This is a genomic window from Streptomyces sp. T12, assembly GCF_028736035.1.
In the GTDB taxonomy this organism is placed as follows: Bacteria; Actinomycetota; Actinomycetes; order Streptomycetales; family Streptomycetaceae; genus Streptomyces.
Window position 1 is genome coordinate 2888874 of record NZ_CP117866.1, and the last position, 26449, is coordinate 2915322.

Sequence of the window (26449 nt, forward strand, 5' to 3'; positions counted from 1 at the left end):
GACAGTCTGGCGCCTGCGTCCGCCGCCGCTGCCCGCGGTCGACATGGACGGTGGCAAGAGAAGGTAAGGCTAACCTAATCTTTACCCATCAGGAGCTTGCGAGGGGGATACGGCATGACCGTACTGGAGAAGGCCGCGCCCGAAGCCGTGGCCACAGCGCCGCCGCCCCGCAGACGGCACACCACCGCCTGGCTGTTGACCGTCGGCATGAGCGCCGCCCTCCTCGCCCTCGTCCCGGTCGCCGCCGGGATCGGCGCCTACCCGATCCCGGTCGGGGACGTCCTCGCCTCCGTGCAGCACAGAGTCGGCCTCGGTGGCGGCGAGTTGGACCGGGTCGCCGAGTCGGTGCTGTGGAACGTCCGCTTCCCGCGGATCGTGCTCGCGCTGCTCATCGGAGCCTCGCTGGGCTGCGCCGGAGCGCTGATGCAGGGCGTGTTCGGCAATCCGCTGGCCGAGCCGAGCACCATCGGCGTCTCCCTGGGCGCGGCGGTCGGAGCGGTGGCCGCCATCTCGCTCGGGCTGACCTTCCTCGGCAACTGGACGCTCCCCGCGATGGCCTTCGTCGCCGGGCTGGGCACCGTGCTGCTGGTGTACGCGATGTCCCGCTCGGGCGGCCGTACGGAGGTCGTGACCCTGATCCTCATGGGCATCGCCGTCAACGCCTTCGCCGGGGCGCTCATCGGCCTGTTCATCTTCCTCGCGGACACGGCCGCGGTGAACCAGATCACCTTCTGGCAGCTCGGCTCCCTCGCCCAGTCCACCTGGCCCAAGGTGACGGCGGTCCTGCCCTGCGCGGCCGTGGGGCTGGTGGTGGCGCCGCTGTACGCCCGCCGCCTGGACCTGCTCGCGCTCGGCGACCGGCCCGCGCGGCATCTGGGGGTGGACGTGGAGCGGATGCGGATCGCGCTGATCCTGGTGGTCGCCCTGCTGACGGCCGCGGCGGTCAGTGTCTCCGGGGTCATCGGGTTCATCGGCCTCGTCGTGCCGCACCTGCTGCGCATGGCCGCGGGGCCCGGGCACCGGTTCCTCATTCCGGGCAGCGCGCTGGGCGGGGCGGTGGTGCTGCTCGCGGCGGATCTCGCCGCACGGACCGTGGCGGCGCCGGCGGAGTTGCCGCTCGGTGTCCTTACGGCCCTGCTGGGCAGCCCGTTCTTCTTCTGGCTGCTGCGCAGGACTCGGCGCCGGCAAGGGGGTTGGGCCTAGCCCAACAGCGTCCAGCGCCCCCCACCCCCGTCACCTCAAGGAACCCTGCCGTGAGACTCCTCCGCCCCCGCCCCACCCCTCCCGCACCCGTCGAACCCGGAGACGTCCTCGCCGAGGCCGAGGACCTCCACGTCCGGCTCGGCGCCCGCGAGGTGCTCCACGGCGTCTGCGTCACCGTCCGCGCCGGCGAAGTCCTGGCCCTCGTCGGACCCAACGGCGCCGGAAAGTCCACCCTGCTGAGCGCGCTGGCCGCCGACCTCCCGGCCACCGAAGGCGTCGTGCGGGTCCACGGGCGCCCGGTGGCCGAGTGGTCCGCCCCCGAGCTCGCCCTGCGCCGTGCGGTCCTGCCGCAGTCGGCGACGCTCTCCTTCCCCTTCACGGTGGAGGACGTCGTACGGATGGGCCGCGCGCCCCACGCCACCTCGCCCACTCAGGACGACCTGGCCGTGGCCGAGGCGATGGCCGCCACCGAGGTGACCGCCTTCGCCGTACGGCCGTTCTCCGCGCTCAGCGGCGGCGAGCGGGCCCGGGTCGCGCTCGCCCGGGTGCTGGCCCAGCGGGCGCCGCTGCTGCTGCTCGACGAGCCGACGGCGGCCCTCGACCTCAAACACCAGGAACTGGTGCTGCGGTTGTGCCGGGAGCGGGCGCGGGCCGGGGACGCGGTCGTGGTCGTCCTCCACGATCTGGGGCTCGCGGCGGCCTACGCGCACCGGGTCGCCGTCCTGCGCGCCGGGCGGGTCGCGGCGGACGGGCCGCCCGCCGAGGTCTTCTCCGAGCGGCTGCTGTCGGAGGTGTACGACCAGCCGGTCGAAGTGCTTTCGCACCCTCGAACGGGAGGGCTATTGGTGACCCCGCTACGCAACCTTTGACTTTCCTTTGACTTATCCATGGGCACGTTTTTGGCCACTTAGGCGATCCTTATCTGCGTTAGGCAAGCCTCACCTTGCTGCAATGTGAGGCCCGTCACGCACACTTTCGGCCATCTCCTGGAGCCTTCATGCGAGCCAGACTCTCCGTCACCACTGCCATAGCCACCGCGGCGGCTCTGGCCGCCGTCACGGGGTGCACCGAGAAGGGCAGCTCGGCGGGTGGCGACCGGGTCGTCAACGTGACCGCGACGGACGACAAGTGCGAGGTGTCGAAGAAGGAGTTTCCGGCCGGGCACGTCGAACTCGCCATCGAGAACAAGGGCTCCAAGGTCACCGAGGTCTACGTCCTCTTCCCGGACGACCGCATCGTCACCGAGCGCGAGAACATCGGCCCCGGCACCAAGCAGACCGTCACCGCCGAGGTGAAGGCGGGCGACTACACCATCGCCTGCAAGCCCGGTATGAAGGGCGAGGGCATCCGGCAGGCCGTCAAGGCCACCGGCAAGGGCACGGCCGCCAAGCGTGACCCGCGGCTGGACAAGGCCGTCGCCGCCTACCGCGAGTACGCGCAGGCGCAGGCCGACGAGACGCTGCCGAAGGCGGAGGCGTTCGCCAAGGCCGTCAAGGACGGCGACGTCGAGGCCGCGAAGAAGGCCTACGCCCCCTCCCGCATCGGCTGGGAGCGCACCGAGCCCGTCGCCGAGTCCTTCGGCGACATCGACCCGAAGGTCGACCTCCGCGAGGACGGTCTGAAGGGCGGCCAGAAGTGGACCGGCTGGCACCGGCTGGAGAAGTCCCTCTGGCAGGACAAGAAGATCACCGCTGAGGACAAGACCCTCGCCGACCAGCTCATCACCGACCTGAAGGACTGGCAGAACCGGGTCGGCAAGGCCGAGATCACCCCGACCTCCATGGCCAACGGCGCCAAGGAACTCCTCGACGAGGTCGCCACCGGCAAGGTCACCGGCGAGGAGGAGCGCTACTCGCACACCGACCTCGTCGACTTCAAGGCCAACGTCGAGGGCGCCCAGCAGGCCTACGAGCTGCTGAAGCCCGTCGCCAAGGAGAACGACGCGGCGCTGGTCACCGAGCTCGACAAGCAGTTCGCAGGGCTGAACACGCTGCTCGACAAGTACCGCGCGGACAAGTCGTCCTACGACTTCACCTCGTACGACAAGGTCGGCGAGGCCGACCGCAAGGACCTGTCGGACGGCGTCAACTCCCTCGCGGAGCCGCTGTCCAAGCTCGCCGCAGCCGTTGTCGTGAAGTAGCGAGACCCAGGAGAACACGGTCATGACCGACTCTGCCGAAGCCGCGACTTCCTCCGAGGCCGCCGCTCCCTCCCGACGTGCGCTGATCGGCTGGGGCGGTGCCGGGCTCGCGCTCGGGGCCGTCGCGGCCGGCGGTGCCGTGGCGATGGCCCGTGACGGCGACTCCGCGGACGACGCCGCCCCGGCCGGCGCCGCGACGGGCGCCGCCATCGCCTTTCACGGCGACCACCAGGCCGGTATCGCCACGCCCGTGCAGGACCGGCTGCACTTCGCCGCGTTCGACGTGAAGACCGAGGACCGCGCCGAGTTCGTGCAGATGCTGAAGGACTGGACGGCAGCCGCGCGCCGGATGACCGCCGGGCAGGCGGTCGGCGAGGGCGCGTTCGGCGGCCTGGCCGAGGCGCCGCCGGACGACACCGGCGAGGCGCTGGGCCTGAAGCCGTCGCGGCTGACGCTGACGATCGGCTTCGGACCGTCCCTGTTCGAGAAGTACGGCGAGCAGTTCGGCATCGCGGACGCCCGCCCCGAAGCCCTCGTCGAGCTGCCGAAGTTCGCGGGCGACAACCTGGACAAGAACCGCAGCGGCGGCGACCTGTGCATCCAGGCCTGCGCGGACGACCCGCAGGTCGCCGTGCACGCGATCCGCAACCTGGCCCGGATCGGCTTCGGCAAGGTCGTCATCAAGTGGTCCCAGCTCGGCTTCGGGAAGACCTCGTCCACGACCCCCGACGAGCAGACCCCGCGCAACCTCATGGGCTTCAAGGACGGCACCCGCAACATCGCGGGGACGGAGACGGACCGGCTGAAGAAGTTCGTGTGGGTGGACGGGAAGGAGGGCCCCGAGTGGATGGCCGGCGGCTCCTATCTCGTCGCCCGCCGTATCCGCATGCACATCGAGACCTGGGACCGCACCTCCCTGCAGGAGCAGGAGGACATCATCGGCCGCGACAAGGGCGAGGGCGCCCCGGTCGGCAAGGCCAAGGAGCGCGACGAGCCGTTCCTGAAGGCGATGCTGCCCGACGCGCACGTCCGGCTCGCGCACCCCCACTCCAACGACGGGGCGACGATCCTGCGCCGCGGCTACTCCTTCACCGACGGCACCGACGGTCTGGGCCGCCTGGACGCGGGGCTGTTCTTCCTCGCCTACCAGCGCGACCCGCGCACCGGGTTCATCAAGATCCAGCGCAACCTGGCCCTGGACTCCCTCAACGAGTACATCCAGCACGTGGGTTCGGCGCTCTTCGCGGTCCCGCCCGGCGTCCGCGGCAAGGACGACTGGTGGGGCAGCTCGCTGTTCGGCAAGGAGGCGTAGCAGGTGTTCTCCAACTACCTGATCGGACTGCGCGAGGGGCTGGAGGCCAGCCTCGTCGTCTGCATCCTCATCGCCTACCTGGTCAAGACGGACCGCCGGGACGCGCTGAAGCCCATCTGGATCGGCATCGGCGTCGCCGTCGCCCTCGCGCTGGGCTTCGGCTGCGCGCTCGAATTCGGCTCGCAGGAGCTGACGTTCGAGGCGCAGGAGGCGCTCGGCGGCTCCCTGTCGCTCCTCGCGGTGGGCCTGGTGACCTGGATGGTGTTCTGGATGCGGCGCACCGCCCGGCATCTGAAGGCCGAACTGCACGGCAAGCTGGACGCGGCCCTGCAGATGGGCACGGGCGCGCTGGTCGCGACCGCGTTCCTGGCGGTCGGCCGGGAGGGCCTGGAGACGGCCCTGTTCGTGTGGGCGTCGGTGCGCGCGGCCGGCGACGGCTCCCCGCGCCCGCTGATCGGCGTGGCCCTCGGCATCGTCACGGCGATCGTCCTGGGTTGGCTGTTCTACCGCGGCGCCCTGCGCATCAACCTCGCCAAGTTCTTCACCTGGACCGGCGGCATGCTGGTCGTCGTGGCGGCGGGTGTGCTGGCGTACGGCTTCCACGACCTGCAGGAGGCGCGCTGGCTGCCGGGCCTGAAGAACCTGGCCTTCGACATCAGCGACACCGTCGATCCGTCGAGTTGGTACGGCACCCTGCTGAAGGGCATCTTCAACTTCCAGCCGGACCCGACCGTCCTCCAGGTCACAGTGTGGCTGCTGTACCTGGTCCCGACGCTCGCGCTGTTCCTGGCCCCGGTAGGGTTCGCCTCCGGGAAGGGGAAGGTGAAGGCACCTGATGAGCAGGGATCGCGGCCCTCGAAGGCTCCGCAGGCTTGACCGGAGCGCACTGATAGCGGCTTCCGTGACCGCTTTGTCGTTGACGGCGAGCGGATGCGTGGTCGTCCACGGGGAGAAGGAAGTACTCCCCTCGGCCACCAAGGCGGAGGCCGCCAAGGCCCTCCAGCAGTTCACAAGCGCGTACAACAAGGCGGACAAGGCGTACGACAGCTCGCTCGACGCCGACTACGTCACCGGCGCCCTGAGCGACATCGACAGTGCCCGCTTGAAGGCGGGCAAGGCGCTCAACCCCGGCGGCAACGCGGCGCACACCCCGCTGGAGCTGTCGGACGTCACGTACACGATCCCGAAGAAGGCAGGCTGGCCACGCTGGTTCGTGGCCGACGCAGCCGGCAACAAGTTCGGCAGCGCGCGCTGGATCTTCGTGTTCACCCGGGGCGGCCTGGACGAGCCGTGGGAGGCCGCGTATCTGACGCTGGTGGCCCCCGGCGACGTACCGAAGTTCAAGACCGACAAGGACGGCTGGGCCGAGGCCATCCCCGCGAACTCGACCGAACTGGCCGTGCCGCCGGGGGACTTGAGCAAGTCGTACGCCGGCTACCTCAAGGACGGCAAGGGCGTCTTCGCGCCCGGCCGCCACACCAGCGAGTGGCGTGCCGACCGGAGGAAGGCCGCCAAGCGGCCGGGCCTGGTCAGCCAGTTCATCGACGAGCCGCTGACGAGCGGCGACTACGCCCCGCTGGCGCTGCGCACCGCGGACGGCGGCGCGCTGGTGTTCTTCACCACGCGCTACTACGAGAAGCGGACGGCCTATGCGGGCACCAGCGTCCCCTCGCCGGGCAAGGCGGTGGAGGCGCTGACGAAGGGCGAGATAAAGCAGTCGCTGACGATGGACATCATCTCCAACGAGGTGGCCCTGGACCCGAAGGGCTCGGGGAAGGTGCAGGTCATCGGCCGGACCCAGGGCCTGACGTCGGCGAAGGGCGAGTAGCGCCGCCCGCCGCTACGCCTCAGCGGCGCAGGGGCCAGGCCGCGGAGACGTGGTCGGGCTCCTGGCCGGCGTAGCGGGCGCAGGCGTCGGTGAGGGTTTCCAGCAGGCTCAGCGGGTCGGGCAGCGGGTGTTCGAGCCCACGCACCCAGTGCACGCTCTGGCCCTCGCCGGGCAGCCTCGCGGGGGGTACGAGGACGTAGGACCCGCGGCAGTGCCAGCGCAGTCCGGGGTGTTCGTCCATGGTCTCGGGGTGGCAGTCCAGCTCGCAGGGCCACCACTCGTCCTCGTCCTCGGGGGTGCCGCGGGTGAGGGTGAAGAACAGCAGGCGACCGTCGTCGCTCTCGGCGACCGGGCCGACCTCGATACCGGCGGCGAGCAGCCGCTCCAGCGCCTCGCGCCCGGCCTCGACCGGCACGTCGAGGACGTCGTTCACCATGCCGGTCGCGGTGATGAAGTTGGCCTCGGGCTGGTGGCGGGCCCAGCGCTCGATCTGGGCGCGGTCGGTGGTGGACTGCGTCTGCCAGGCGAAGGACACGGGGTGCCGGGCGGGGGTGGGACATCCGACCCGGTCACAGGAACAGCGGTAGCCGGCCGGGTGCGCGGCGGGTGCGAGGGGCAGTCCCGTCGCGGCGGCGGCGAGCAGCAGGGCTTCCCGGCCGCCCTCGTCGGCGGCCTCCTTCGGACGGCGTCCGCGCAGCCACTGGGAGAGTTTGCCCTGTAGGCCGGTCCGGCCGCCCAACTCCGCGCTCATCTATCCCCTCGCCTCGCTGTCGTGCGGAACAGCATGCCCTATGGTCCCACCATCCTGCGCTCCGGGGGGCCGTAGCGGACAACCGGGGTAGGTGGGGCGAGGCGTACACGGCACCTGGATCAGGGGCCATGGGGTGCTTTAGCGGGATTTACCCGCCCCCGGCGCAAGGGCTCAGCGCGGGGCGAGGCCGTACAGGGCGTAGTCGACGAGGGTGTCGGTGTACTCGTACGAGATCGGGCCCGTGTGCTGGAGCCAGCGCTGGGCCAGCGGCGAGACGAAGAGTTCGAGGGCGATGCGCGGGTCGAGGTCGGGGCGCACCTGCCCGGCCTCCTGGGCGGAGCGCAGCCGGTCGACGTAGAGCTGGAGCGAGGGTTCGAGGAGTTTGGCCACGTACTCCCGGCCGAGCTGCTCGTTGACCAGCCCTTCCGCGGCCAGGGCGCGGGACGGGGCGGCGAAGTGGGGATCCTTCAGCTGGTCGACCGTGAGACGCAGTACGGCCTTCAGGTCGGCCGCGAGGTCTGCGGTGTCCGGGATGACGTACGGCTCCTGCCCGGCTTCCTGGGCGGCCTGTTCCGCGAGGTCGAGGAACGCCTCCATCAGCACCTCCGCCTTCGACGGCCACCACCGGTAGATCGTCTGCTTGCCGACGCCGGCGCGGGCGGCGATGCCCTCGATGGTGGTCCTGGGGTAGCCGACCTCCGCGACGAGGGCGAGGGCGGCGTCGTAGATGGCCCGGCGGGACCGCTCGCTGCGGCGGGTGGAGTTGGGTGCGGGCTGGGCGGACGGGGCGGACTTCTGGGCTGCCATGGGTCGAATTTACCAGGTAGACAAGACGGAACGTCTCGCCGCGGGGCGGGGCGGGAGGGTTACGGCGCCGCCGGCGGCCAGGCGTCGCCCCACTCCGCGTCGCGGGCCGCCTTGTACAGGTCACCTTGCCGTTTGGTGACCGTGGTGCGGCGCAGGGAGGGGTCGGTTTCGCACAGGTCGAGGAGCACCTGGCCCTTGCGGATCTGGGGTTTGCGCACGACGCGGGCGGGGGCCGGGGTGACCGGGAGGCGGGTGGCGGCGACGTAGCTGAACTTCTCGTCCTCGTAGGCGAGGGAGCCGCCCTTGATCTGGCGGTGCAGGGAGGAACGGCTGACCCGGGCCGAGAAGTGGCACCAGTCCGTGCCGGGGACGATGGGGCAGGCGGCGCTGTGCGGGCAGGGGGCGGCGATGTGGAAGCCGGCGGCGATCAGGCGGTCGCGGGCCTCGATGACGCGGGTGTAGCCGTCGGGGGTGCCGGGTTCGACGATCACGACGGCCTGGGCGGCGGCCGTGACGGTGTCGAGGAGGGCGGCGCGGTCCGGGGCGGTGAGCTCGTTGAGGACGTAGGAGACGGTGACGAGGTCGGTGGGGTCGAGGGTGAGCGCCGAGCCGATCCGGGCGCGCTGCCAGTGGACGTCCCGCAGTGCCGGGTTGGCGGCGGCGATCTCCCGGCCGATGGCGAGGGCGGGTTCGGCCCAGTCGAGCACGGTGACGCCGCGCTCGCCGGGCCAGGTCGCGGTGACGGCCCAGGTCGCGGCGCCGGTCCCGCCGCCGACGTCGGTGTGGCTGGTGGGGGTCCATGTCGGGACGGCCGCCGCGAACGCCTCCAGCGCCGAGTGCACCGCCTCGAAGGTGGCGGGCATCCGATAGGCGGCGTAGGCGGCCACGTCGGCGCGGTCGCGGAGGATCGGGGCGTCTGTGGGGGTGGCGCCCCGGTAGTTGGCGATCAGCCGGTCGACGGCCTGGGCGGCCTGGCGGGGCGGGAGGCCGTCGAGGAGGGTGGCGAGACTGCTGCGCAGGGCGTCTGCCGGGGATACGGGGGCGTTCACCCGGCGATTCTACGAGGGTGCACGGCGTCGGGGTGAGCCTCGGTTTCCTCGCCGCTACAGCTCCTGGACCGCCCGTGCCACCCTCGTCCCCGCCCGCGCCCTCGGCCGGCTGTCCGGCGCACGCCTGCGCGGATGCACCGTGTTCGCCAGCAGCACCACAAACGTGTCCGTCGCCGGATCCAGCACCAGCGACGTCCCCGTGAACCCGGTGTGCCCCGCCGCTCCCCGCCCCGCCAGCTCCCCCATGAACCACGGCTGGTCGATCGCGAAGCCCAGCCCCGGTGGGGTCAGCAGCAGCTCCACGAAATCGGGGCCGAGGATCCGGGCGGGTCCGTAGGCGCCGCCGGAGAGCAGAGCGCGGCAGAAGACCGCGAGGTCGCGGCCCGTCGAGAACAGGCCCGCGTGCCCCGCGACGCCGCCGAGCGCCCACGCGTTCTCGTCGTGCACGGCACCCCGCAGCATCCCCCGGTCCGCCTTGGCCCACGGCCGCCGCTGGTCCTCGGTGGCCGCCGCCCCCGGGCACGGGCCGAAGTGGGTCGCCGTCATGCCCAGGGGTCGCGTGATGCCGTCGTGGATCAGGACGTCGAGCGTGCGGCTGGTGAGGCGTTCGAGGGTGTGCTGGAGCAGGAGGAAGTTCAGGTCCGAGTAGCAGTACGTGCCGGGCACGCCGACCGGTACTTCCGCCCGCAGCCTCTCCAGGCGCTCGGCGTCGTCGGCACAGTCGTACAGCGGGAGTTCGGGGCGCAGCCCCGAGGTGTGGGTGAGCAGCTGACGCACCGTGACGTCGTGCCGGGCGGCCCCGCGGAAGTCGGGCAGGTACGCCCCGACCCGCGCGTCGATGCCGAGCGTGCCGCGCTCGATCTGCTGTACGGCGGCGACGGCCGTGAAGAGTTTGGTGAGGGAGGCCAGGTCGAAGGGGGTGTCCGTGGTCATCGGGACTTGTGCCTCGGGCGGCAGTTCCACCCCGATGTCCTTCTCCTCGTCGTAGGAGGCGTACCGCACGGCCCAGCCCGCCGCCTCCTCGACGGCGAGGAACGGCCCCCGCCCGACGGCCAGCACGGCCCCGGCCGCCCAGGGGCGCGGGCCGGTGGTGAGGTCGTGGACCTCGTGGACGAGGTGACGGATCTCCTCGGGGTCGAGTCCGGCCCTTTCCGGCGTGTCCCCGCGCAGTCTCGGCGCGCTCAGTTCTCTGCTCCCTCCGCATCCGTACGTCTGTTCCAGGGACGGCACATTCCCATGAAGCAGGCCAGCGCCACCAGTGCTGCGGCCAGTTGGACGACCGCCATCGGGACGGCGGTGTCCTCCCCCGCGATGCCCACGAGGGGCGAGGCGATCGCGCCGATGAGGAAGGAGGAGGTACCGAGGAGGGCGGAGGCGGACCCGGCGGCGTTCTTGGTGCGCAGGAGGGCGAGGGCCTGGGTGTTGGGGAGGGTGACGCCCATCGCCGACATCAGGACGAACAGCGCGGCGGCCACGGGGGCCAGCCCGACCTCGCCGAAGACGCCGAGCGACATCAGCAGCAGCGCGGTCGCCGCCAGGATGACGATCGTCAGGCCCACGCCCAGCACCCGGTCCAGGCTGACCCGACCGACCAGCACCTTGCCGTTGATCTGGCCGACGACCACGAGCCCGACCGAGTTGAGCCCGAACAGCAGGCTGAAGGTCTGCGGCGAGGCCCCGTAGATCTCCTGGATCACGAACGGCGACGCCGATATGTACGCGAACAGCGCCGCGAACGCGAACCCGCCCGCCAGCGTGTACCCGGCGAACGCCCCGTCGGCGAGCAGACCGCGCATGGCGCGCAGGGCCTCGCCGACCCCGCCGCTGTGCCGGCCCTCGGGCGGCAGCGTCTCGGGGAGCCTGCGCCAGACGACGCCGGCGAGCAGCACCCCGACCACCGTGAGCACGACGAACACGCCCCGCCAGTCCGTCACCCGCAGGATCTGGCCGCCGATGAGCGGCGCCACGATCGGGGCGACGCCCGAGATCAGCATGAGGGTCGAGAAGAAGCGGGCCATCGCCACGCCGTCGTAGAGGTCGCGTACGACCGCCCGCGCGATCACTATCGCCGACGCGCCCGCGAGTCCCTGCGCCAGCCGGAAGGCGACCAGGAACTCGACGGTGGGCGCGAGCGCGCAGAGCACGGTGGCGACGACGTACACGGCCAGGCCTGCCAGCAGCGGGCGCCTGCGGCCCCATCGGTCGCTCATCGGGCCGACCACCAGCTGCCCGAGCGCCATGCCGGCCAGACAGGCGGTGAGCGTGAGCTGAACGGTCGCGGCGGGCGCGTGCAGGGAGCGGGTGACCTCCGGGAGCGCGGGGAGGTACATGTCCATCGCCAGCGGGGGCGTGGCGGTCAGGCCGCCGAGGACGAGGGTGACGAGGAGGCCGGTGCGGCGCAGGGAACGGGTGGGCGGTTGCGTGGTGGTCGTCGATCTGGCTGTCTGCGACACGTCCTGTGTCGACCCCCCGCTGTCGGCCATGCGCCCCTCCCTCTCCGAGTGATCCGCCCTCTATGCTCTCAGCTCGTACAGAGTGCCGAGGGTCGCATGAGCGAGGGGTGGGGCCGCCATGGCGGAGCAGAGCGTGCGGTGGGGGATCCTGGCGACCGGCGGGATCGCGGCCGCGTTCACGGCGGACCTGATCACTGCATCCAAGAGCGGCTCCGCCGCGGGGCCGGACGCGGAGGTGGTGGCCGTGGCCTCGCGGTCCCAGTCCTCGGCGGACGCGTTCGCGGAGCGGTTCGGGATACCGCGGGCGTACGGCGACTGGGACGCGCTCGCCCAGGACGGCGACATCGATGTCGTGTACGTCGCCACCCCGCACTCGGCGCACCGCACCGCCGCCGGGCTGTGCCTGGAGGCCGGGCACAACGTGCTGTGCGAGAAGGCGTTCACGCTGAACGCGCGCGAGGCCGAGGAGCTCGTCGCGCTGGCCAAGGCCCGCGGGAGCTTCCTGATGGAGGCCATGTGGATGTACTGCAACCCGCTGGTCCGGCGGCTCAAGGCGCTGGTGGACGACGGCGCGATCGGCGAAGTGCGCCATGTCCAGGCCGACTTCGGGCTGGCCGGCCACCTCTTGCCGGAGGCGAGGAATGGAACACTGCCGCCTTCGCACCGCCTGCGTGACCCGGCGCAGGGCGGCGGCGCGCTGCTGGACCTCGGCGTGTACCCGGTCTCCTTCGCCCAGCTGCTGCTCGGGGAGCCGTCGGACGTGGCGGCGCGTGCGGTGCTGTCCGCGGAGGGCGTCGATCTGCAGACGGGCGCCCTGCTCTCCTGGGACGGCGGCGCCCTCGCCTCCCTGCACTGCTCCATCGTCGGCGGTACGGCGACCGCCGCGTCGGTCACCGGCTCGGGCGGCCGTATCGACGTACCGAACGGCTTCTTCTTCCCGGACCGCTTCGTCCTGCACCGAGACGGCCGGGACCCCGAGGAGTTCACGGCCGACCCGGCCGACGGACCCCGGGGCAGCCTGCGGCACGAGGCCGCCGAGGTGATGCGCGCCCTGCGGGCCGGCGAGACCGAGTCCCCGCTGGTCCCGCTCGACGGCACGCTCGCCGTGATGCGGACGCTCGACGCGATCCGGGACCGCGTCGGCGTCCGCTACCCGGGCGAGGCCCCCGGCGAGGACCGCATCCCCGAACTCACGCCGGCGTGAGCCCCGGGTCCCCCGCCTCGGTGACGAAGGACGCCGCCGTCGTGACCGGCGCCCCGGGCGTGGTCACGTACGGCACCGTCTTGAAGTCGGCCCGCGCCTGCTGCTCCCCCAGCGCGACGGTCACATAGCCGCGCCGTCCGTTGTAGAACTTCATGTGCGGGTTGGCCTTCATGTACGTGTCCCAGTTGGCGGGCTTGTCGACGCCGTCCCGGCCGCTCGCGATCGACGTGGCCACGATCTCCGTGCCGAGCGTGGCGGAGTCGGGGTCGTCGAAGTCGTCCTTGATGTCGAAGCCGTACCCGACGTGGACGTCGCCGGTGAGCACCATCAGGTTCTCGATCCCGGCGGCCTTCGCCCCGTCCAGTACCCGGCGGCGGCAGGCCCGGTAGCCGTCCCAGGCGTCCATCGACACCCGGGACGGCGCGGTGAGGTCGAACTTCCGCTGGGAGAAGGTGACCTGCTGCGGTACGACGTTCCACAGCGCCGTCGACGAGCGCCACCCTTCCAGCAGCCACCGCTCCTGCGTCGCACCGGTCATCGTGCGCGCCGGGTCGTCGACCTCCGGGCCGGGGATCTGGGAGCCGTCGCCGTACGCCTGGTTGGAGCGGTACTGCCGGGTGTCCAGCACGTCGAACTGGGCGAGCCGGCCCCACTGCAGGCGCCGGTAGAGCCGCATGTCGGGGCCGCTGGGCTGCTGCGGGCTGCGCAGGGGCTGGTTCTCCCAGTAGGCGCGGTAGGCGGAGGCCCGGCGCAGCAGGAACTCCTCCGGCGGGACGCTGTTCTCGGGGGTGTCGTCGGCGTAGTTGTTCTCGGTCTCGTGGTCGTCCCAGGTGACGACGAAGGGGTGTGCGGCGTGCGCGGCCCTGAGGTCGGGGTCGGACTTGAACAGGGCGTAGCGCAGGCGGTAGTCCTCCAGGGTCACCGTCTCGCGGTTGAAGAGCGCGGGGAGCGTGCGGTCGGTGTAGTTGCGGTAGCCGCCGACGGAGTTGACCGCGTACTCGTACAGGTAGTCGCCCAGGTGGAAGACGACGTCCACGTCGTCCTGCGCGAGATGGCGGTACGGCGTGAAGTAGCCGTCGGCGTACGCCTGGCAGGAGACGGCCGCGAGGGTCAGCGAGCTTGTCGCTCCGGTCGTCGCGGGCGCGGTGCGGGTGCGGCCCGTCTCGCTGATCCAGGTGCCGGTGCGGAAGCGGTAGTAGTACACGCGGTCCGCGTCGAGCCGGCCGACCTGGACGTGGACCGTGTGGTGGAACTCGGGGTGCGCGAAGGCGGTGCCGCGTCTGGCGATCCGGCTGAACCGCTCGTCGTGCGCCAGCTCCCACTGCACGGTGACCCGTTCGGCGGGCAGTCCCCCGTCGGGCTGGTACGGGGCGGGGGCCAGGCGGGTCCACAGCAGGACCGAGCCGGGCCGCGGATCGCCGGAGGCGACGCCGAGGGTGAAGGGGTCGTCGTCGATGCGGCGGGCGTCGAGCTCGGCGGCGCTCGCCGCGCCCGCGGCCGGCAGATTCACGGCGAAGGCGAGCGCGGCGGCCGCGCCGGTGACGGTCAGGAAGCTGCGGCGGCCGATGTGGCGGGCGGCCGTGCGCAGTTCGGGGGCGTGCTGGGGCGCGTGTCTGGTGATGGTCATCCGGTCCTCCCCTGCCTGATGGATGCATGAGGCATTGGAGTGGCCGGGGACGACACTCGCTTGGCGCGTACACAACACCCGGATGGCGGATGAATGAGTTCCGGATGGCGGACCCTCACGTACGCTGCGGCCCCATGAACGACAGGCAAACGGACGCGAGGACGGACGCGAGGATCGCCGTGGTGACCGGCGCGGGCTCCGGCATCGGTCGCGCGGTCGCGGTGGAACTGCTGCGCGCGGGCTGGTCGGCGGCGCTCGCGGGGCGGCGCGTCGAGACGCTGGAGGAGACGGCGGGGCTGGTGCCCGGCGGCGCCGCCCTCACCGTACGGACGGACGTGTCACGGCAGGAGGACGTGGCCGCGCTGTTCGCCGCCACCGTGGAGCGGTTCGGGCGGGTGGACCTGCTGTTCAACAACGCGGGGACGTTCGGGCCGGGCGGGGTGCCGGTCGAGGAGCTGTCGTACGACGCCTGGCGGCACGTGGTGGACACCAACCTCAACGGGGCGTTCCTGTGCGCGCAGGCGGCGTACCGGCAGATGAAGGAGCAGGACCCGCAGGGCGGCCGGATCATCAACAACGGATCCATCTCGGCGCACACGCCCCGCCCGCACTCCGTCGCCTACACGGCCACCAAGCACGCGCTGACCGGCCTGACCAAGTCGCTGTCGCTGGACGGGCGGCCCTACGGCATCGCCGTCGGCCAGATCGACATCGGCAACGCGGCGACCGACATGACCGCGCGTATGCAGACGGGTGCCCTGCAGGCCGACGGCTCGGTGGTGCCCGAGCCCGTGATGGACGTGGCCGACGTGGCACGGACCGTGCGGCACATGGCGGAGCTGCCCTTGGAGGCGAACGTGCAGTTCGCGACGGTGCTGGCGACGGCGATGCCGTACGTGGGGCGTGGCTGAAATCCCCCCGGTCCTTCCCTCACCTCCACAACTTGCACAAGCGGAATATGAAAGTCCGACATATCAGGGCCGATCGGAGGCATATGCTCAACGCGTTCTGCACCAGAGCTTCACATATGGAGCACAGGGCTTCCGCAGACCACTCCGAGGGGGGAGGCGGCAGCCGTTCCACGAACCGGGTGGGGGTGGACTTCGCGTGGGACCGCGAGGTACGCACCGGTTCATGGAACGGCTGCCGCACAGTCCCGGTCCCTGCAGCCGCGGTGCTCAGCGGCCGAGGATCCGGTCGACTTCTGCCATCTGCTCCGCGCTGAGCGGCCCCTTCGCCATCGCGCCCGCGTTCTGCTCGGCCCTCCTTGCGCGAAGAGGGCGGCGCGGGACGGGTCGTCGGTGCTCCAGGCGTAGGCGCGTATGAGCCCCTCGCGCACGAACTCCTCGCAGGCGTCACGGAGTTCGGCGGCGCGCTCCGGGTCGGCGGAAGAAGGTGACGCCCAGGTCGAGGGCGCGCCGGATCGCCCGGATCGACTCCTCGTCGTCGACCTTGCCCCGGCCGAGGGGCTGCCCGTCGACGGACTTGGGCTTCCCGCGGCCGGCTACGCCTGTCCGGTCTCGAAGCGGGAGATCCTGCCGTCGTCCTCCACCTCGAAGTGCCACCGGGTGCGCATCTCGCCCCAGGTGTCGTTGCGGTAGTGGGTGAGCAGGTCGCGGCCCTGGTTGGACTCCTTGTCGACCTCCATGTGGCCGTTGGAGGAGAAGATCTCCCGGTCGATCCAGTCGGCGAGGTCGCGCTCGGTGCCGTCGTCCGCCATGGTCGCGCCCGGCGCGAGGATGGTCAGGAAGCCCTCGCGGTCGTGGGCGTTGACGGCGGTGACGAAGGCGCGGACGGCGGGGTCGCTGAGTTTGGACGTCTGAATCGTCATACCGGTCAGCCTCACACCGGCCCCGCCGGCCCGCCACCCGAACGGCGGCGCGGGCAGGCCGACCGGGTGTCGTCGGTGCGACGGTGGAGACGCGGGAGGGGCGGGAGGGACTCCAAGGGTCCCCTTCCTGCCGTCTGTTCCCGCTGTCTGTTCCTGCTTTCTGTTCCTGCTGTCTGTTCCTGCTGTCTGTTCCGGGAGGCACTGTGAGTGCTTACGACCGACGTGATCTGGGCCTGCTGATGCTCCGGCTGGGAGCCGGCGGAGTGCTGGCCGCGCACGGTACGCAGAAGTTGTTCGGCTGGTTCGGCGGGCACGGGATCGAGGGGACCGGCCAGTTCATGGAGTCGGTCGGCTACCGGCCGGGCAAGGCGAGCGCGACGGCGGCGGGCCTCGCGGAGACCGGCGGCGGCACACTGCTGGCGCTGGGGCTCGCGACGCCCGGAGCGGGTGCGGCGGCGGCCGGTGCGATGGCGGGGGCGTCCGCGGTGCACGCCCCGAACGGCTTCTTCAACCAGGAGGGCGGCTACGAGTACGCGGCCACCCTCGCCCTGGCCGCGACCGGCCTCGCCATCGCGGGCCCCGGCCGGCTCTCCCTCGACCACGCCCTCGGCCATGTCCTCGACCGCGGCTGGATGGTTCCTACGGCACTCGCGGCGACGGCTGCGGTGACGGCGCTGGTCGTGGGGGCGCGGAACAAGAGGCTGGACAAGGCGGAGAAGGAGGAGGGGGCGGAACTCTTCGACGAGCAGGAGGCTCTGTTCGGGGAGTAGGTGGGTTCACGGGCGGTTTCATGGGTGGGTTCCCAAGCGGGGCCATCACCGCCGCCCGCCGAACTCCCAGTCATGGACCTCGATGTCGGCATACCGGTCCGGGGTCAGCACGGCACGTGCCGTGTCCGGGTCCGGGGCCCGGAGCAGCACGGCCGTACCCAGCCAGGCGGCGCCGTCGTCCGACAGCAGGGGCCCGTACGCGATCAGTTCGTCCCGGTCGGCCGGGACGGTGAGGTCGGCGGGCTCTCCCGCGCCGAGGCCGAGCACCAGGTACCGGTGGCCGCCGGTCCGGCCACCGGGGAAGTCCCACATGGTGCGCCCCAGCAGATTGCGCCACCGGCGCAGCAGCACGTCCCGGTACACGCCCGCCTGGTAGTTCGGCTCGTCGAAGGCGAACGCGCGGGCGGCGGCGGAACCGGGCAGGTCGACGATGTGCACGCTGCCGGTGGGCGTCTCGCCGTCGTCGGCGAAGGTGGGGCCGCGGGCGATCAGCTCCTTCGCGTACCGGTCCATGTAGGACCAGTGCTCTTCCAGCAGCTCCTCGCGCGAGGTGACCGAGCCGGGCCGATCGCGGTGGTAGCAGAAGTACTCCATGCCACCAGACCCTCCCCGACGTACGGCGGCATCTCAACGGAGTTTCCGGGCCCCGGGTGGCTCTGTGCCAAGCTGCCCGCATGACTGATCAGGCCGCCCCTGCCACCCCTTCCGACACCTCCGCCGACCTGTGGGCCTCCATCGACGACCTGTGGACCTGGCTCGACACCGACCGGCCCGTCGGCGGCAAGGAGGGCATGCTGCTGCGCATGCTGAAGCTGTCGGAGGAGGTCGGGGAGGTTGCCGAGGCGGTCATCGGGGCGACCGGTCAGAACCCGCGCAAGGGTGTCACGCACAGCTGGGAGGATGTGCAGGGCGAGTTGTGCGACGTGGTGATCACCGCACTCGTCGCCCTGCGCACACTGACCCCCGACGCCCGTGAGGTCTTCACCCGGCATCTGGCGCGGGTGAAGGAGCGCTCGCTGGGTCCGGCGTCCTGACGGGCTCCAGCCTCAGTACGGTCCCCTCTCCGTTCGCCGACAGCAGCAGCGAACCGTCCGGTCCGGCCGCCAGGCCCGCGAACCGGCGAGCCATGCCCGGCATCCCGTTCGCGAAGAGGGCGGGCTCCGTACGCGGTACGACCCCCGGTGGAGGCCCGACCGGCAGGTTCTCGGCGTCGGTGCGGCTCTCCCCCGTCGTCAGGGACACCGCCCGCAGCCGGCGCTGACCGGTCTCCACCGTGAACAGCTCGTCGCCCAGGACCGCGAGCCCCTGCGGCGCGTCGAGCCCGTCCACGACGACCGTCGGCGGCCCCTGCGCCTCCAGCCGCAGCACCGCGCCGAGCCGCTCGTCGCTGACGTAACAGCGGCCCTCGGCGTCGAAGGCCACGTCCACGGGCCGGTCAAGCCCGTCGGCGAGCACGGTGAGGACATCGGCCTCGTCGACGGCCACGACCCGCCCCGCGTCCGACTCGGCGACCACGAGTGAGCCGTCCGGCGCGACCGTGATGCCGAGCGGCCGCCGCAGTCCGCCGGCCCGTTCCCGCGTCGTCCCGGCCTCGGGGTCGTACGTCTGGATCTGCCCGAACTGCGAGGTGATGTGCAGGAGTTCGCCGTCGGACACGATGCCGTGCGAGAAGTGCAGCAGGGAGTGTGTCGTGACGCCGCCCTCCGGCGAGGGTTCGGGGCGCGCGACGCGGTAGTGGTCGGCGGCGTACACCCTGCCGCCCAGGTCGATCGTCACGCCGTACGGTCCGTCGAGGCCGCGCGGCACGATCTCGCGGGTGCGGCCGTCGGGATGCATCTCGGTGACGCCGCCGCTGGAGTAGCTGGAGACGAACATGCGGTTCTCGGCGTCGAAGGCCGCGTTGTCCAGCCCGACGACGCCGCTGGTGACCAGCGTCCGCGAGCCGCTGCCGTGCAGGTCGATGCGGGTGACGATGCCCTCCGGGCCCCGGGACAGCACATGCAGCACCCCGCCCTGGTCGAACCGCACGGCGACCGGCTGGCGGACGTCGTCCGCGACCACCTCGGGCGCGCCCCCGTCCGGCGGGATCCGCCAGACCTGGCCGGTGAGCATGGGGTTCTCGCCGCTCATCATGTGCGGGTAGTAGAGGTAGCCGTCCGGGCCGCGCTGCATCGCGTTGCCGAGGGCGAGCCCCGCGGTGAGGACCACGGGGTCACGCCCGTCCCGGTCATCGGGGAAGAGCTCCATCAGGCGGCCGTCGGGCTTCATCTCGTTCACGAACAGCCGGTCGCCGATGCAGGTGATGCCGTTGGGGTTGTCCACGTCGCCGGAGACGAGCGTGAACTTCCCCTGCGGGCTGCGGCGCCACACCCGCCCCGGCACCAGGTCGGCGATGTACATCGAGCCGTCCGCCCCGAAGGCGAGGTCGTCCGGCGACTGCACGGGGCTGTCCATCGGTACGACCACCTCGACCTCCCCGGCGGCCGGGTCGACGGCGCTGATCTGCCCGGCGAGGAACTGGGCGACGTACAGCCGCCCGTCGGGCCCGAACGCGACACCGTTGGAACCCCACAGCCGACTGGGCGGGTTGAGCCGCTCAAGTGCCCAACGGGCGCTGGTGGCACTCGGCCTGCCGGTCGCGTCGTACCTGCTCGGTTCGCTCGGTTCGCTCGGTTTCATCGCGGCGCTCACCCCTCGCTCTCCACCAGCACCTCACGCATGCCGCCCTCGGACCGCCAGCGCCGCAGCAGCTCGTGGAAGGCGACCGGCCCGTCGCCGTACGACTCGCTGCGCTCCCGCGGGCTGCCCTCGTTGTTGTAGTAGCCGGGGGTGCACTCGGCCTGGAACTTGTAGAGGTCGGCCGCCTTCTGGCGGATCGTCGTCACCCAGGCGTCCTGCGCCTCGGCGGTCGGCTCGACGTACCGGGCCTTCCGCCCCCGCGCCTGCGCCACGACCTCGGCGACATGCGAGGCCTGTTCGTCGAGGATGTGGACGAAGTTGACGGCGGCGGCGTTCTGCGTCGAGCCGAGCAGGAAGAGGTTGGGGAAGCCGCGGGTGGTGAAGCCGTGCAGGGTCTTGAAGCCCTTGGTCATCCAGGTCTCCAGCAGGCCGGCGCCGCCCCGCCCGTACACCGGGAGCTTCCCGGACAGTACGCCCGACCTGCCGACGTCGAACCCGGTCGCGAAGATGATGCAGTCGACCTCGTACTCCACACCGCCGACCACGACGGCGTTCTCGGTGATCCGCTCGACGCCGTGGGTGTCGGCGGTGTCGACGAGGGTGACGCCCGGCCGGTTGAAGGTCGGCAGGTAGGTGTCACTGAACGTGGGCCGCTTGCACATGTAGCGGTACCAGGGCTTGAGCTTCTCGGCGGTCTCGGGATCCTCGACGATCGCCTCGACGCGGGAGCGCAGCTCGTTCATCTTCTGGAAGTCGGCGATCTCGTAGGCGAGTTCGCGCTCCTCGGCCGGGACGTCCGCGTAGGAGTTGGTCGGGATGAGCTTCTCCTGGAGCCGGGCGCTGGACGTCCAGGCGTCGTTCACCAGGTCCTCGTCCTGGCGGACGCCGGTGACGACCTTGAGGAAGTTCTCCCTGCGCAGCCGCTGCCACCCGGGCTTCAGCGATTTCGCCCACTGCGGGTCGGTGGGCCGGTTGCCGCGTACGTCGACGGAGGACGGGGTGCGCTGGAAGACGTACACCTGCGCCGCGTCGGCCCCGAGGTGCGGCACGACCTGGATGGCGGTGGCGCCGGTGCCGATGAGGGAGACGCGCTTGTCGGCGAGCCCGGTCAGGCCGCCGCTCGCGTCGCCGCCGGTGTAGGCGTAGTCCCAGCGGCTGGTGTGGAAGGTGTGCCCGCGGAAGGTCTCGATGCCAGGGATGCCGGGGAGTTTGGCCTGGCTGAGGGTGCCGCTGGAGACGACGACGTACCGTGCCCGCATCTCGTCGCCACGATCGGTGCGGACGATCCACTCCGACTGCTCCTCGTCCCAGCGCAGTTCGGTGACCTGGGTCTGGAAGCAGGCCCGGTCGTAGAGGCCGAAGTGCCGGGCGATGGCCTGGGCGTGCTGCCGGATCTCCTCGCCCGGCGCGTACTTCCACCGCGGGACGTAGCCGAGCTCTTCGAGCAGCGGCAGATAGATGTACGACTCGATGTCGCAGTGGATGCCCGGGTACCGGTTCCAGTACCAGGTGCCGCCGAAGTCCCCGCCCTGCTCGATGACCCGGATCTCCTGAACACCCGCCTGCCGCAGCCGCGCCCCGGCGAGCAGCCCGCCGAACCCACCGCCCACGACCACGGCCTCGACCCGGTCGTGCAGCGGCGCGCGGGTGAACTCCTGGTCGGCGTACGGGTCTTGGTCATCCACGCCGAATTCGCCGGCGAGATGCCGGTACTGGGCGCCGCCGTCGGGGCGGATCCGGCGATCGCGCTCGGCGCGGTACTTGGCGCGCAGGGCTTCGGGGTCGAAGTCCAGCTCCATCGGCATGCTCTCCTCGGTCGTGGGGCCGGCCGCGGGGACGGCCGGGACAGGGGAAGTCGAGGACCAGTGAAGCGAACAGGACTGACGGCTCCCAGACAGTTCCCGGACACCAGGTCAATGTGAGTCAGACCACAACTGCCGTACTGCTGAGCGGATCAGCCCAGCCAGTAGCCGAAGCCCCGCCGGGTGTGGATCAGCGCCGTCTGTTCGCCGTTCACCTTGCGGCGCAACCGTGAGACGAGCCGCTCGATCGCGCCGTCGGTGGGCGGGTCGTCCCAGACGTGCCGCCCGATCTGCTCCTTGGACAGCACGCGTTCGGCGTTCACCAGCAGGTGGCGCAGCAGGCGGTACTCCGCGGGCGTGAGCGCGATGGTGCGCTCACCGCGCCGGGCCCGGCGGGTGGCGTGGTCCAGCACGAGGTCGCCGTAGCGCAGTGCGCCGTCCCATCCGGCGGGCTCCGCGTTCCGCACCAACTGCCGTGCGCGGGCGAGGACTTCGGCCACTCTGCCCGACCCCGCCCTGCCCCCTTGCCCGTCGGCGCCCGGACCGCCCCCCGGGAGGCTGCCCAGGAACTCTCCACTCCCGGTGAGCAGCAGGACGGCCGGGCGGTCGGGGGCCAGGAGACGGCGACTGTGCCTGAGCGCCTCGGTGTCCGGCAGGGTGACATCGAGGATGACCAGATCGAACCGGCGCTCGGTGAGCCGGACGGTGGCCTCGGTGGCGCGGTCCACCACGACGGTCCGGTAGCCGGCGAGCTCCAGCATCGCGGAGAGCGGATCGGAGGTACGGGGGTCACCGGCGACGAGCAGGACATCCGGTACCGCGTCGGTCGACGGCGGCTTCGGCATACGGTCACTTTACTCAGGTCTGCCTCGCGTCATCCGCGCCGGTCACGTCGGCCGACCTGCTTTTCTGCTGGGGGGCCGGGGGTTATCCCCCGGAAAATGCAGCACCTGGGGGTTGCCTGGGGCAAGTAACCGCAGCCGAGGTCGCCTCACCGCGTCACGTCCAGGGCGTGGCGACGAGCCGGATCCGCGCGGCGCCGCCGACGAGGGGTGCGGCGGTGGTGGGCAGTTCGATGTGCGCGACCCAGCGCTCGGGAGTGGGGTCCTCGTCGACCCGGGGCTCTCCGGCGACGCGGTGGTCGCGGATGGCACCTTCGATGTCCGAGTTCCAGGCGGCCCAGATGCCGGGGCCGGCCTCCGGCGTGCCCACGTCGATGACGAGGGTGTCGGCGAAGTCGGCGGTCTGCTCCAGATGGTCGCCGAGACGGAGGATGCCGTGCCGCTCGCGCAGGGAGATGAGCCGCAGTTGGAGGATGAACCGCATCGGCTCGTCCGTCGCCTGCCTCAGGCCGCTGTTGAGGAAGGTCGTCGCCAGCGACACCGACGCCTCCTGCCCGTCCGGGGCCGCGTCGAGCTGGATCGGGCACCAGTGGGCGGCGAGCCGCTCGTGCATCACCACGGGCAGCCCGCGCACCGACAGCCGGGCCTCGGCCTGCCAGATGACGTCCTCGTCGCCGGACAGCCGGTAGTCGACCAGCGACGCCTCGATCCTGGTGTCCCCGAACAGGAACCGCCGCAGGTTCTGGTACCCCTCCTCGGAGTTGACCATCCCGTAGCGCCCGCTGTGGCTGCGGTGCACGAAGGCCCGGTGGGCGCCCGGCACATATGCCCGCTCGATCTGCACGAGCCCGTCGCTGTGCGGCCCGACGGCGGCCGAGGACAGCCCGAGGGCGACGTCATAGTCCGCCGGGTCGGTCCCCACCAGGCAGAAGACCCGCTCGACGGGAAGCGCGCCCGGCCCGGTGGGCATCACGCGGGCGTCCCAGTCGGCGGGCGGGCCGTCGGGGTCCAGCCGGTCCTGCGGGGTGAGGTACTCGTACATCCGCCGGGGGCCGAAGATGTCGGCGCCCTGGATGCCGAGTGTGTCCCGGATCCGCTCCGCCCATCCGCCGCCGACGTCGAAGGTGATGCCGCCGTGCGGGGTGCCGTAGGTGAAGAGCTTCGCGACGCAGTCGGCGGCGGCGCGGCCCCGGTCGGGCAGGACCTTCTGCAGCAGGCAGCGGCAGATCAGGCCGCCCATGGAGTGGGCCACGAGGATGACGGCGGGGGCCCCGCTCTTGTCCCGCACCCGGTCGATCAGGTCGAGCAGGTCGGCGGCGGCGCGCTCCAGCTGGTACTCCTGCGGGCTGCCGCCCCAGGTGGTCGCCGAGCGGTCGTAGAAGCGGTGGATCCAGATGGTGTGGGCGGGAACCTCCGCATGGTCGGCGAGATAGGCGTTCTGGTCGCCCTTCACGAGCAGTTCGTAGCCCTCCTCCCGCAGCAGGCGCAGCAGCGGGCTCTCGAACTGGTGGAAGCGCGGCTGGTTGTGCGCGCCTACGCGGACGTGCACGGAGCCCTCGTTGAAGCCGTAGAAGGGGTCGTCCACGGCCTTGTCGATCCCTCGGGTCCCGCCGGCGTACCCCCGGACGTAGACGAGGGGAAGTCTGCGGTTGTCGTCCACGTCTTGCCTCCAGAGCGCCGGGGTCCACTACTCCTGGGTAGAGCAAGCGCGGAAGTCCGGCCTCCGGTAGTAGCCCGGAACGGTGATGTCACGGCCGGGCGGGGCTTGAGTGGCCCGGATCGGTGTTTTTTCCCCGTGGCGGCGACGGACCCGCCGCCCTCCCCCGTAGAGCAGACGACAGTCGTCTGCAGGGAGGGGAAAAGAACGTGGCAGGGCACCGAGTCAGAGCCACCAGAGGTACGGCGGCCGCGTTGGCGGCGCTGGTGGCACTCACCGCGTCACAGGCGCCGGGGGCGGTCCCGGCACGGGCCTCCGCGCCGGCACCGGGGCAGGCACCGGCCGAGGAAGGACCGAGCGTGTCCGGCGGCACCCCGTACCGCAGCGAGCTGCCGCCGCTGCGGACGGCCAAGGGGACCGGCGACAAGGCCTCCGCGCAGGTGGGCGCCGCGCTGCCCGCGAGCGTGTTCGCCGCCTACCGCCGGGCCGAGGAGCGCCTCACGCGCGAGGCACCCGGCTGTCGCCTGCGGTGGCAGGTGCTGGCGGCGATCGGGCAGGTGGAGTCCGGGCAGGCGCGGGGCGGCCGGGTGACGTCGGACGGTACGACCGTGGCGCCGATCCTCGGCCCGCGGCTGGACGGCGTGGCCTTCGCGCTGATCCGGGACACCGACGGCGGCGCCCACGACGGGGACACGACGTACGACCGCGCGGTCGGGCCGATGCAGTTCATCCCGTCGACCTGGGCCCGGTGGGGCGCGGACGGCAACGGCGACGGGCGGGCGGATCCGAACAACGTCTTCGACGCGGCGCTCGGCGCCGGACGGTATCTCTGCGCGGGCGGGCGGGACCTGTCCGTCCCGGCCGAGCTGGACCGGGCGATCCTCGGCTACAACCACTCGACGGCGTATCTGCGCACGGTCAGGGCCTGGTACGCGTACTTCCTGGACGGGCACCGGGTGGTGCCGGACAGCTCGGCCGGCTCCTCGGCCCGCCCCGAGCCGACGCGGTCACCCGGGGCGCCGGACGACGATTCCGCACCGGCGCCCACGCCCCGGCGTCCGAGCGCCACCCCGTCCCCCACGCCCTCGACCCCCGCCTCGCCGACCCCCACCCCGTCCCGTCCGGCCGCCACCGCCCCCGAGGAGACGCAGGAGCCGCAACTCCCCCTCCCCGCCCCGGACATCGAGCTCCCCGGCGACGACCTGCTGTCCGGCGACGACTCGCTGACCAGTAACAGCGCGGACTCGATGGCCGCCACCCCCTCCACAACCGCTGATACTCGGCGGTAATGTCGCCCCCCGCCGGACGGCACGAGACCGGCGGTGAGCGCAAAGGGGCCCTCATGGCGACGGACATGCCTGCGGACATGCCCGCAGAGACAGCGGCGGAGTGGGACGCCTCCGACGAACGTTGGCAGCGCATGTGGAGCCACCGCGAGCAGCTGCTCAAGGTGGCCCGGCGCAGGTCGATGAGTGCGGAGGACGCCGAGGACGCGGTGCACGAGGCGATGCTGCGCGCCGCCGAACGCCCCGAGCTGGACGACGAGCGGCTCGCGGCCTGGCTGACGACGGTGACGATGCGGCTGTGCGTCGACCGCTACCGGCAGGTCAACCGTGAGGCCGAGGTGCGCACCAGCCCGACGCTCATCGCCCCCGGTCCCGTGCCCGTCGAGGAGGCGGTGTGCGACCGGGCCGAGGCGAAGTGGCTGGCGGTGCGCAGTGGTGAGCTGCCCGAGCGGCAGGCCGAGGCGCTGCGGCTGAAGTCGGAGGACCTCGACGTCGGGCAGGTCGCCGTCCGGATGGGGCTCAGTTACCGGACCGTCGAGTCGCTGCTGGCCCGGGCCAGGCGGACACTGCGGCAGTCGTTGGCCGCGACGCTCGGGTTCGCTCTCTTCCTGATCGGGTGGGGGCGGCCGCGCGGCGGCGGAAGGGTCCAGGCCGTGGCGGTGGCTTCGACGGCGGCGACGCTGGCGGTGGCGGGGTTCGTGCTGCCGTACGCGCTCGACGGGGGCGGGGACGGAGGCGGTACGGCGCCTCGGCCCGCCGTCGCCTCGCCGGACGGCGCGGAGGCGCTGCGGCCCGACGGCAGTGGTGAGGGCCGTACGCCTCACCGGAACGCGCCTACGGCCACAGCGGCCGAGCGGAAGGCGGTCGAGTCGCCGTCCGGCGAATCGATCCTCCCGCTGTCCGTGCCGTCGCTGCCGCAGGCGTCGGCGCCCGACGTGTCGGTGCCGGACGTGTCGGTGCCGGAGGTCTCCGTGTCGCCGCTGCCGGTGCTGTCGGCGCCGGAGGTCGCGGTCCCGCAGGTGCCCGACGTCCCGGAGCTGCCCGAAGTCACCGACCTGCCGGTCACACCCTCCGCCTCGCTCCCCCTTCCGACGGCGACGCCACTACCGTAAATCCACGCAAACCACCCTCCTCGAAACCCGCCCGAAAAAAATCCGCCACCGAAACGACGGACGCCCCGCCCCTCCCCGTAGAGCAGATGTCAGAGC

At 71.9% G+C, this 26449-nt stretch carries 24 protein-coding genes and 1 pseudogene; 12 read left to right on the forward strand and 13 right to left on the reverse strand.

Features of this window, described 5'->3' with window-relative positions; all coding sequences use genetic code 11:
• Positions 1-114: 114 nt before the first annotated feature.
• The 6 genes from PBV52_RS12825 to PBV52_RS12850 all read left to right on the forward strand — a co-directional run bounded on the left by PBV52_RS12825 (position 115) and on the right by PBV52_RS12850 (position 6483).
• Positions 115-1203: an iron ABC transporter permease gene (locus PBV52_RS12825; RefSeq protein WP_274238472.1), complete on the forward strand. Its 1089-nt coding sequence runs from the start codon at positions 115-117 to the stop codon at positions 1201-1203.
• A 50-nt stretch (positions 1204-1253) separates the two neighbouring features.
• Positions 1254-2072 carry a heme ABC transporter ATP-binding protein gene (locus PBV52_RS12830; RefSeq protein WP_274238473.1) on the forward strand — a complete coding sequence of 273 codons (819 nt, stop codon included), beginning with the start codon at positions 1254-1256 and terminating at the stop codon, positions 2070-2072.
• Positions 2073-2200: 128 nt separating this feature from the next.
• Complete coding sequence (efeO, locus tag PBV52_RS12835; RefSeq protein ID WP_274238474.1) at positions 2201-3343, forward strand: iron uptake system protein EfeO; 1143 nt, start codon at positions 2201-2203, stop codon at positions 3341-3343.
• A gap of 22 nt (positions 3344-3365) precedes the next feature.
• A complete protein-coding gene (gene efeB / locus PBV52_RS12840) occupies positions 3366-4655 on the forward strand; it encodes an iron uptake transporter deferrochelatase/peroxidase subunit (protein WP_274238475.1) in 1290 nt (429 codons plus the stop codon).
• Between the two features lie 3 nt (positions 4656-4658).
• Positions 4659-5531, forward strand: coding sequence for an iron uptake transporter permease EfeU (gene efeU, locus PBV52_RS12845; protein ID WP_274238476.1), 873 nt, complete (start codon positions 4659-4661; stop codon positions 5529-5531).
• Positions 5491-6483: a hypothetical protein gene (locus tag PBV52_RS12850; protein ID WP_274238477.1), complete on the forward strand. Its 993-nt coding sequence runs from the start codon at positions 5491-5493 to the stop codon at positions 6481-6483. The genes efeU and PBV52_RS12850 overlap by 41 nt, the downstream gene beginning before the upstream one ends.
• A 19-nt stretch (positions 6484-6502) precedes the next feature.
• Here the strand turns inward: PBV52_RS12850 and PBV52_RS12855 are convergent, their stop codons facing one another.
• From PBV52_RS12855 to PBV52_RS12875, 5 genes are all read right to left on the reverse strand, one after another.
• Complete coding sequence (locus tag PBV52_RS12855; RefSeq protein ID WP_274238478.1) at positions 6503-7234, reverse strand: bifunctional DNA primase/polymerase; 732 nt, start codon at positions 7232-7234, stop codon at positions 6503-6505.
• Positions 7235-7405: 171 nt separating this feature from the next.
• Positions 7406-8041, reverse strand: a complete 636-nt coding sequence (locus tag PBV52_RS12860; RefSeq protein ID WP_274238479.1) for a TetR/AcrR family transcriptional regulator — start codon at positions 8039-8041, stop codon at positions 7406-7408.
• Between the two features lie 59 nt (positions 8042-8100).
• On the reverse strand, positions 8101-9090 hold the full coding sequence (locus PBV52_RS12865; RefSeq protein ID WP_274238480.1) for a small ribosomal subunit Rsm22 family protein: 990 nt from the start codon (positions 9088-9090) through the stop codon (positions 8101-8103).
• 54 nt (positions 9091-9144) lie between these two features.
• Entirely contained in the window at positions 9145-10320 is a 1176-nt protein-coding gene (locus PBV52_RS12870) for a serine hydrolase (protein WP_274238481.1), read from the reverse strand.
• Positions 10272-11573: a multidrug effflux MFS transporter gene (locus PBV52_RS12875; protein ID WP_274238482.1), complete on the reverse strand. Its 1302-nt coding sequence runs from the start codon at positions 11571-11573 to the stop codon at positions 10272-10274. The genes PBV52_RS12870 and PBV52_RS12875 overlap by 49 nt, the downstream gene beginning before the upstream one ends.
• An 88-nt stretch (positions 11574-11661) precedes the next feature.
• On the opposite strand from PBV52_RS12875, the gene PBV52_RS12880 reads away from it, so the two are divergent.
• Entirely contained in the window at positions 11662-12747 is a 1086-nt protein-coding gene (locus PBV52_RS12880) for a Gfo/Idh/MocA family protein (protein ID WP_274238483.1), read from the forward strand.
• Here the strand turns inward: PBV52_RS12880 and PBV52_RS12885 are convergent.
• Positions 12734-14374, reverse strand: coding sequence for an alkaline phosphatase (locus PBV52_RS12885; RefSeq protein WP_274238484.1), 1641 nt, complete (start codon positions 14372-14374; stop codon positions 12734-12736). The genes PBV52_RS12880 and PBV52_RS12885 overlap by 14 nt on opposite strands.
• Before the next feature lie 134 nt (positions 14375-14508).
• On the opposite strand from PBV52_RS12885, the gene PBV52_RS12890 reads away from it, so the two are divergent.
• Entirely contained in the window at positions 14509-15285 is a 777-nt protein-coding gene (locus PBV52_RS12890; protein WP_274238485.1) for an SDR family oxidoreductase, read from the forward strand.
• A gap of 353 nt (positions 15286-15638) precedes the next feature.
• Here the strand turns inward: PBV52_RS12890 and PBV52_RS12895 are convergent.
• Positions 15639-15939, reverse strand: a pseudogene (locus PBV52_RS12895) (hypothetical protein); the annotation flags it as partial.
• Complete coding sequence (locus tag PBV52_RS12900) at positions 15879-16205, reverse strand: nuclear transport factor 2 family protein (RefSeq protein WP_274238486.1); 327 nt, start codon at positions 16203-16205, stop codon at positions 15879-15881. The gene PBV52_RS12900 and the pseudogene PBV52_RS12895, both read right to left, overlap by 61 nt.
• Before the next feature lie 203 nt (positions 16206-16408).
• On the opposite strand from PBV52_RS12900, the gene PBV52_RS12905 reads away from it, so the two are divergent.
• Positions 16409-16975: a DoxX family protein gene (locus PBV52_RS12905; protein WP_274238487.1), complete on the forward strand. Its 567-nt coding sequence runs from the start codon at positions 16409-16411 to the stop codon at positions 16973-16975.
• Between the two features lie 45 nt (positions 16976-17020).
• Here the strand turns inward: PBV52_RS12905 and PBV52_RS12910 are convergent, their stop codons facing one another.
• Positions 17021-17569, reverse strand: coding sequence for a YciI family protein (locus PBV52_RS12910; RefSeq protein WP_274238488.1), 549 nt, complete (start codon positions 17567-17569; stop codon positions 17021-17023).
• An 80-nt stretch (positions 17570-17649) separates the two neighbouring features.
• Between PBV52_RS12910 and PBV52_RS12915 the strand changes: the two genes are divergently transcribed.
• Entirely contained in the window at positions 17650-18009 is a 360-nt protein-coding gene (locus PBV52_RS12915) for a MazG-like family protein (RefSeq protein WP_274238489.1), read from the forward strand.
• Here PBV52_RS12915 and PBV52_RS12920 read toward each other — a convergent pair.
• The 4 genes from PBV52_RS12920 to PBV52_RS12935 form a co-directional block, all read right to left on the reverse strand.
• The gene (locus PBV52_RS12920; protein ID WP_274238490.1) at positions 17957-19654 is read right to left on the reverse strand and encodes a hypothetical protein; all 1698 of its coding nucleotides are present in this window, start codon (positions 19652-19654) and stop codon (positions 17957-17959) included. The genes PBV52_RS12915 and PBV52_RS12920 overlap by 53 nt on opposite strands.
• A gap of 8 nt (positions 19655-19662) precedes the next feature.
• On the reverse strand, positions 19663-21459 hold the full coding sequence (locus PBV52_RS12925; protein ID WP_274238491.1) for an NAD(P)/FAD-dependent oxidoreductase: 1797 nt from the start codon (positions 21457-21459) through the stop codon (positions 19663-19665).
• 149 nt (positions 21460-21608) lie between these two features.
• A complete protein-coding gene (locus PBV52_RS12930; protein ID WP_274238492.1) occupies positions 21609-22301 on the reverse strand; it encodes a response regulator transcription factor in 693 nt (230 codons plus the stop codon).
• A 154-nt stretch (positions 22302-22455) separates the two neighbouring features.
• A complete protein-coding gene (locus tag PBV52_RS12935; protein WP_274238493.1) occupies positions 22456-23958 on the reverse strand; it encodes a triacylglycerol lipase in 1503 nt (500 codons plus the stop codon).
• 206 nt (positions 23959-24164) lie between these two features.
• On the opposite strand from PBV52_RS12935, the gene PBV52_RS12940 reads away from it, so the two are divergent.
• A complete protein-coding gene (locus PBV52_RS12940) occupies positions 24165-25244 on the forward strand; it encodes a lytic transglycosylase domain-containing protein (protein ID WP_274238494.1) in 1080 nt (359 codons plus the stop codon).
• Positions 25245-25321: 77 nt separating this feature from the next.
• Positions 25322-26353, forward strand: coding sequence for a sigma-70 family RNA polymerase sigma factor (locus tag PBV52_RS12945; protein WP_373921855.1), 1032 nt, complete (start codon positions 25322-25324; stop codon positions 26351-26353).
• The last annotated feature ends 96 nt before the right edge of the window (positions 26354-26449 follow it).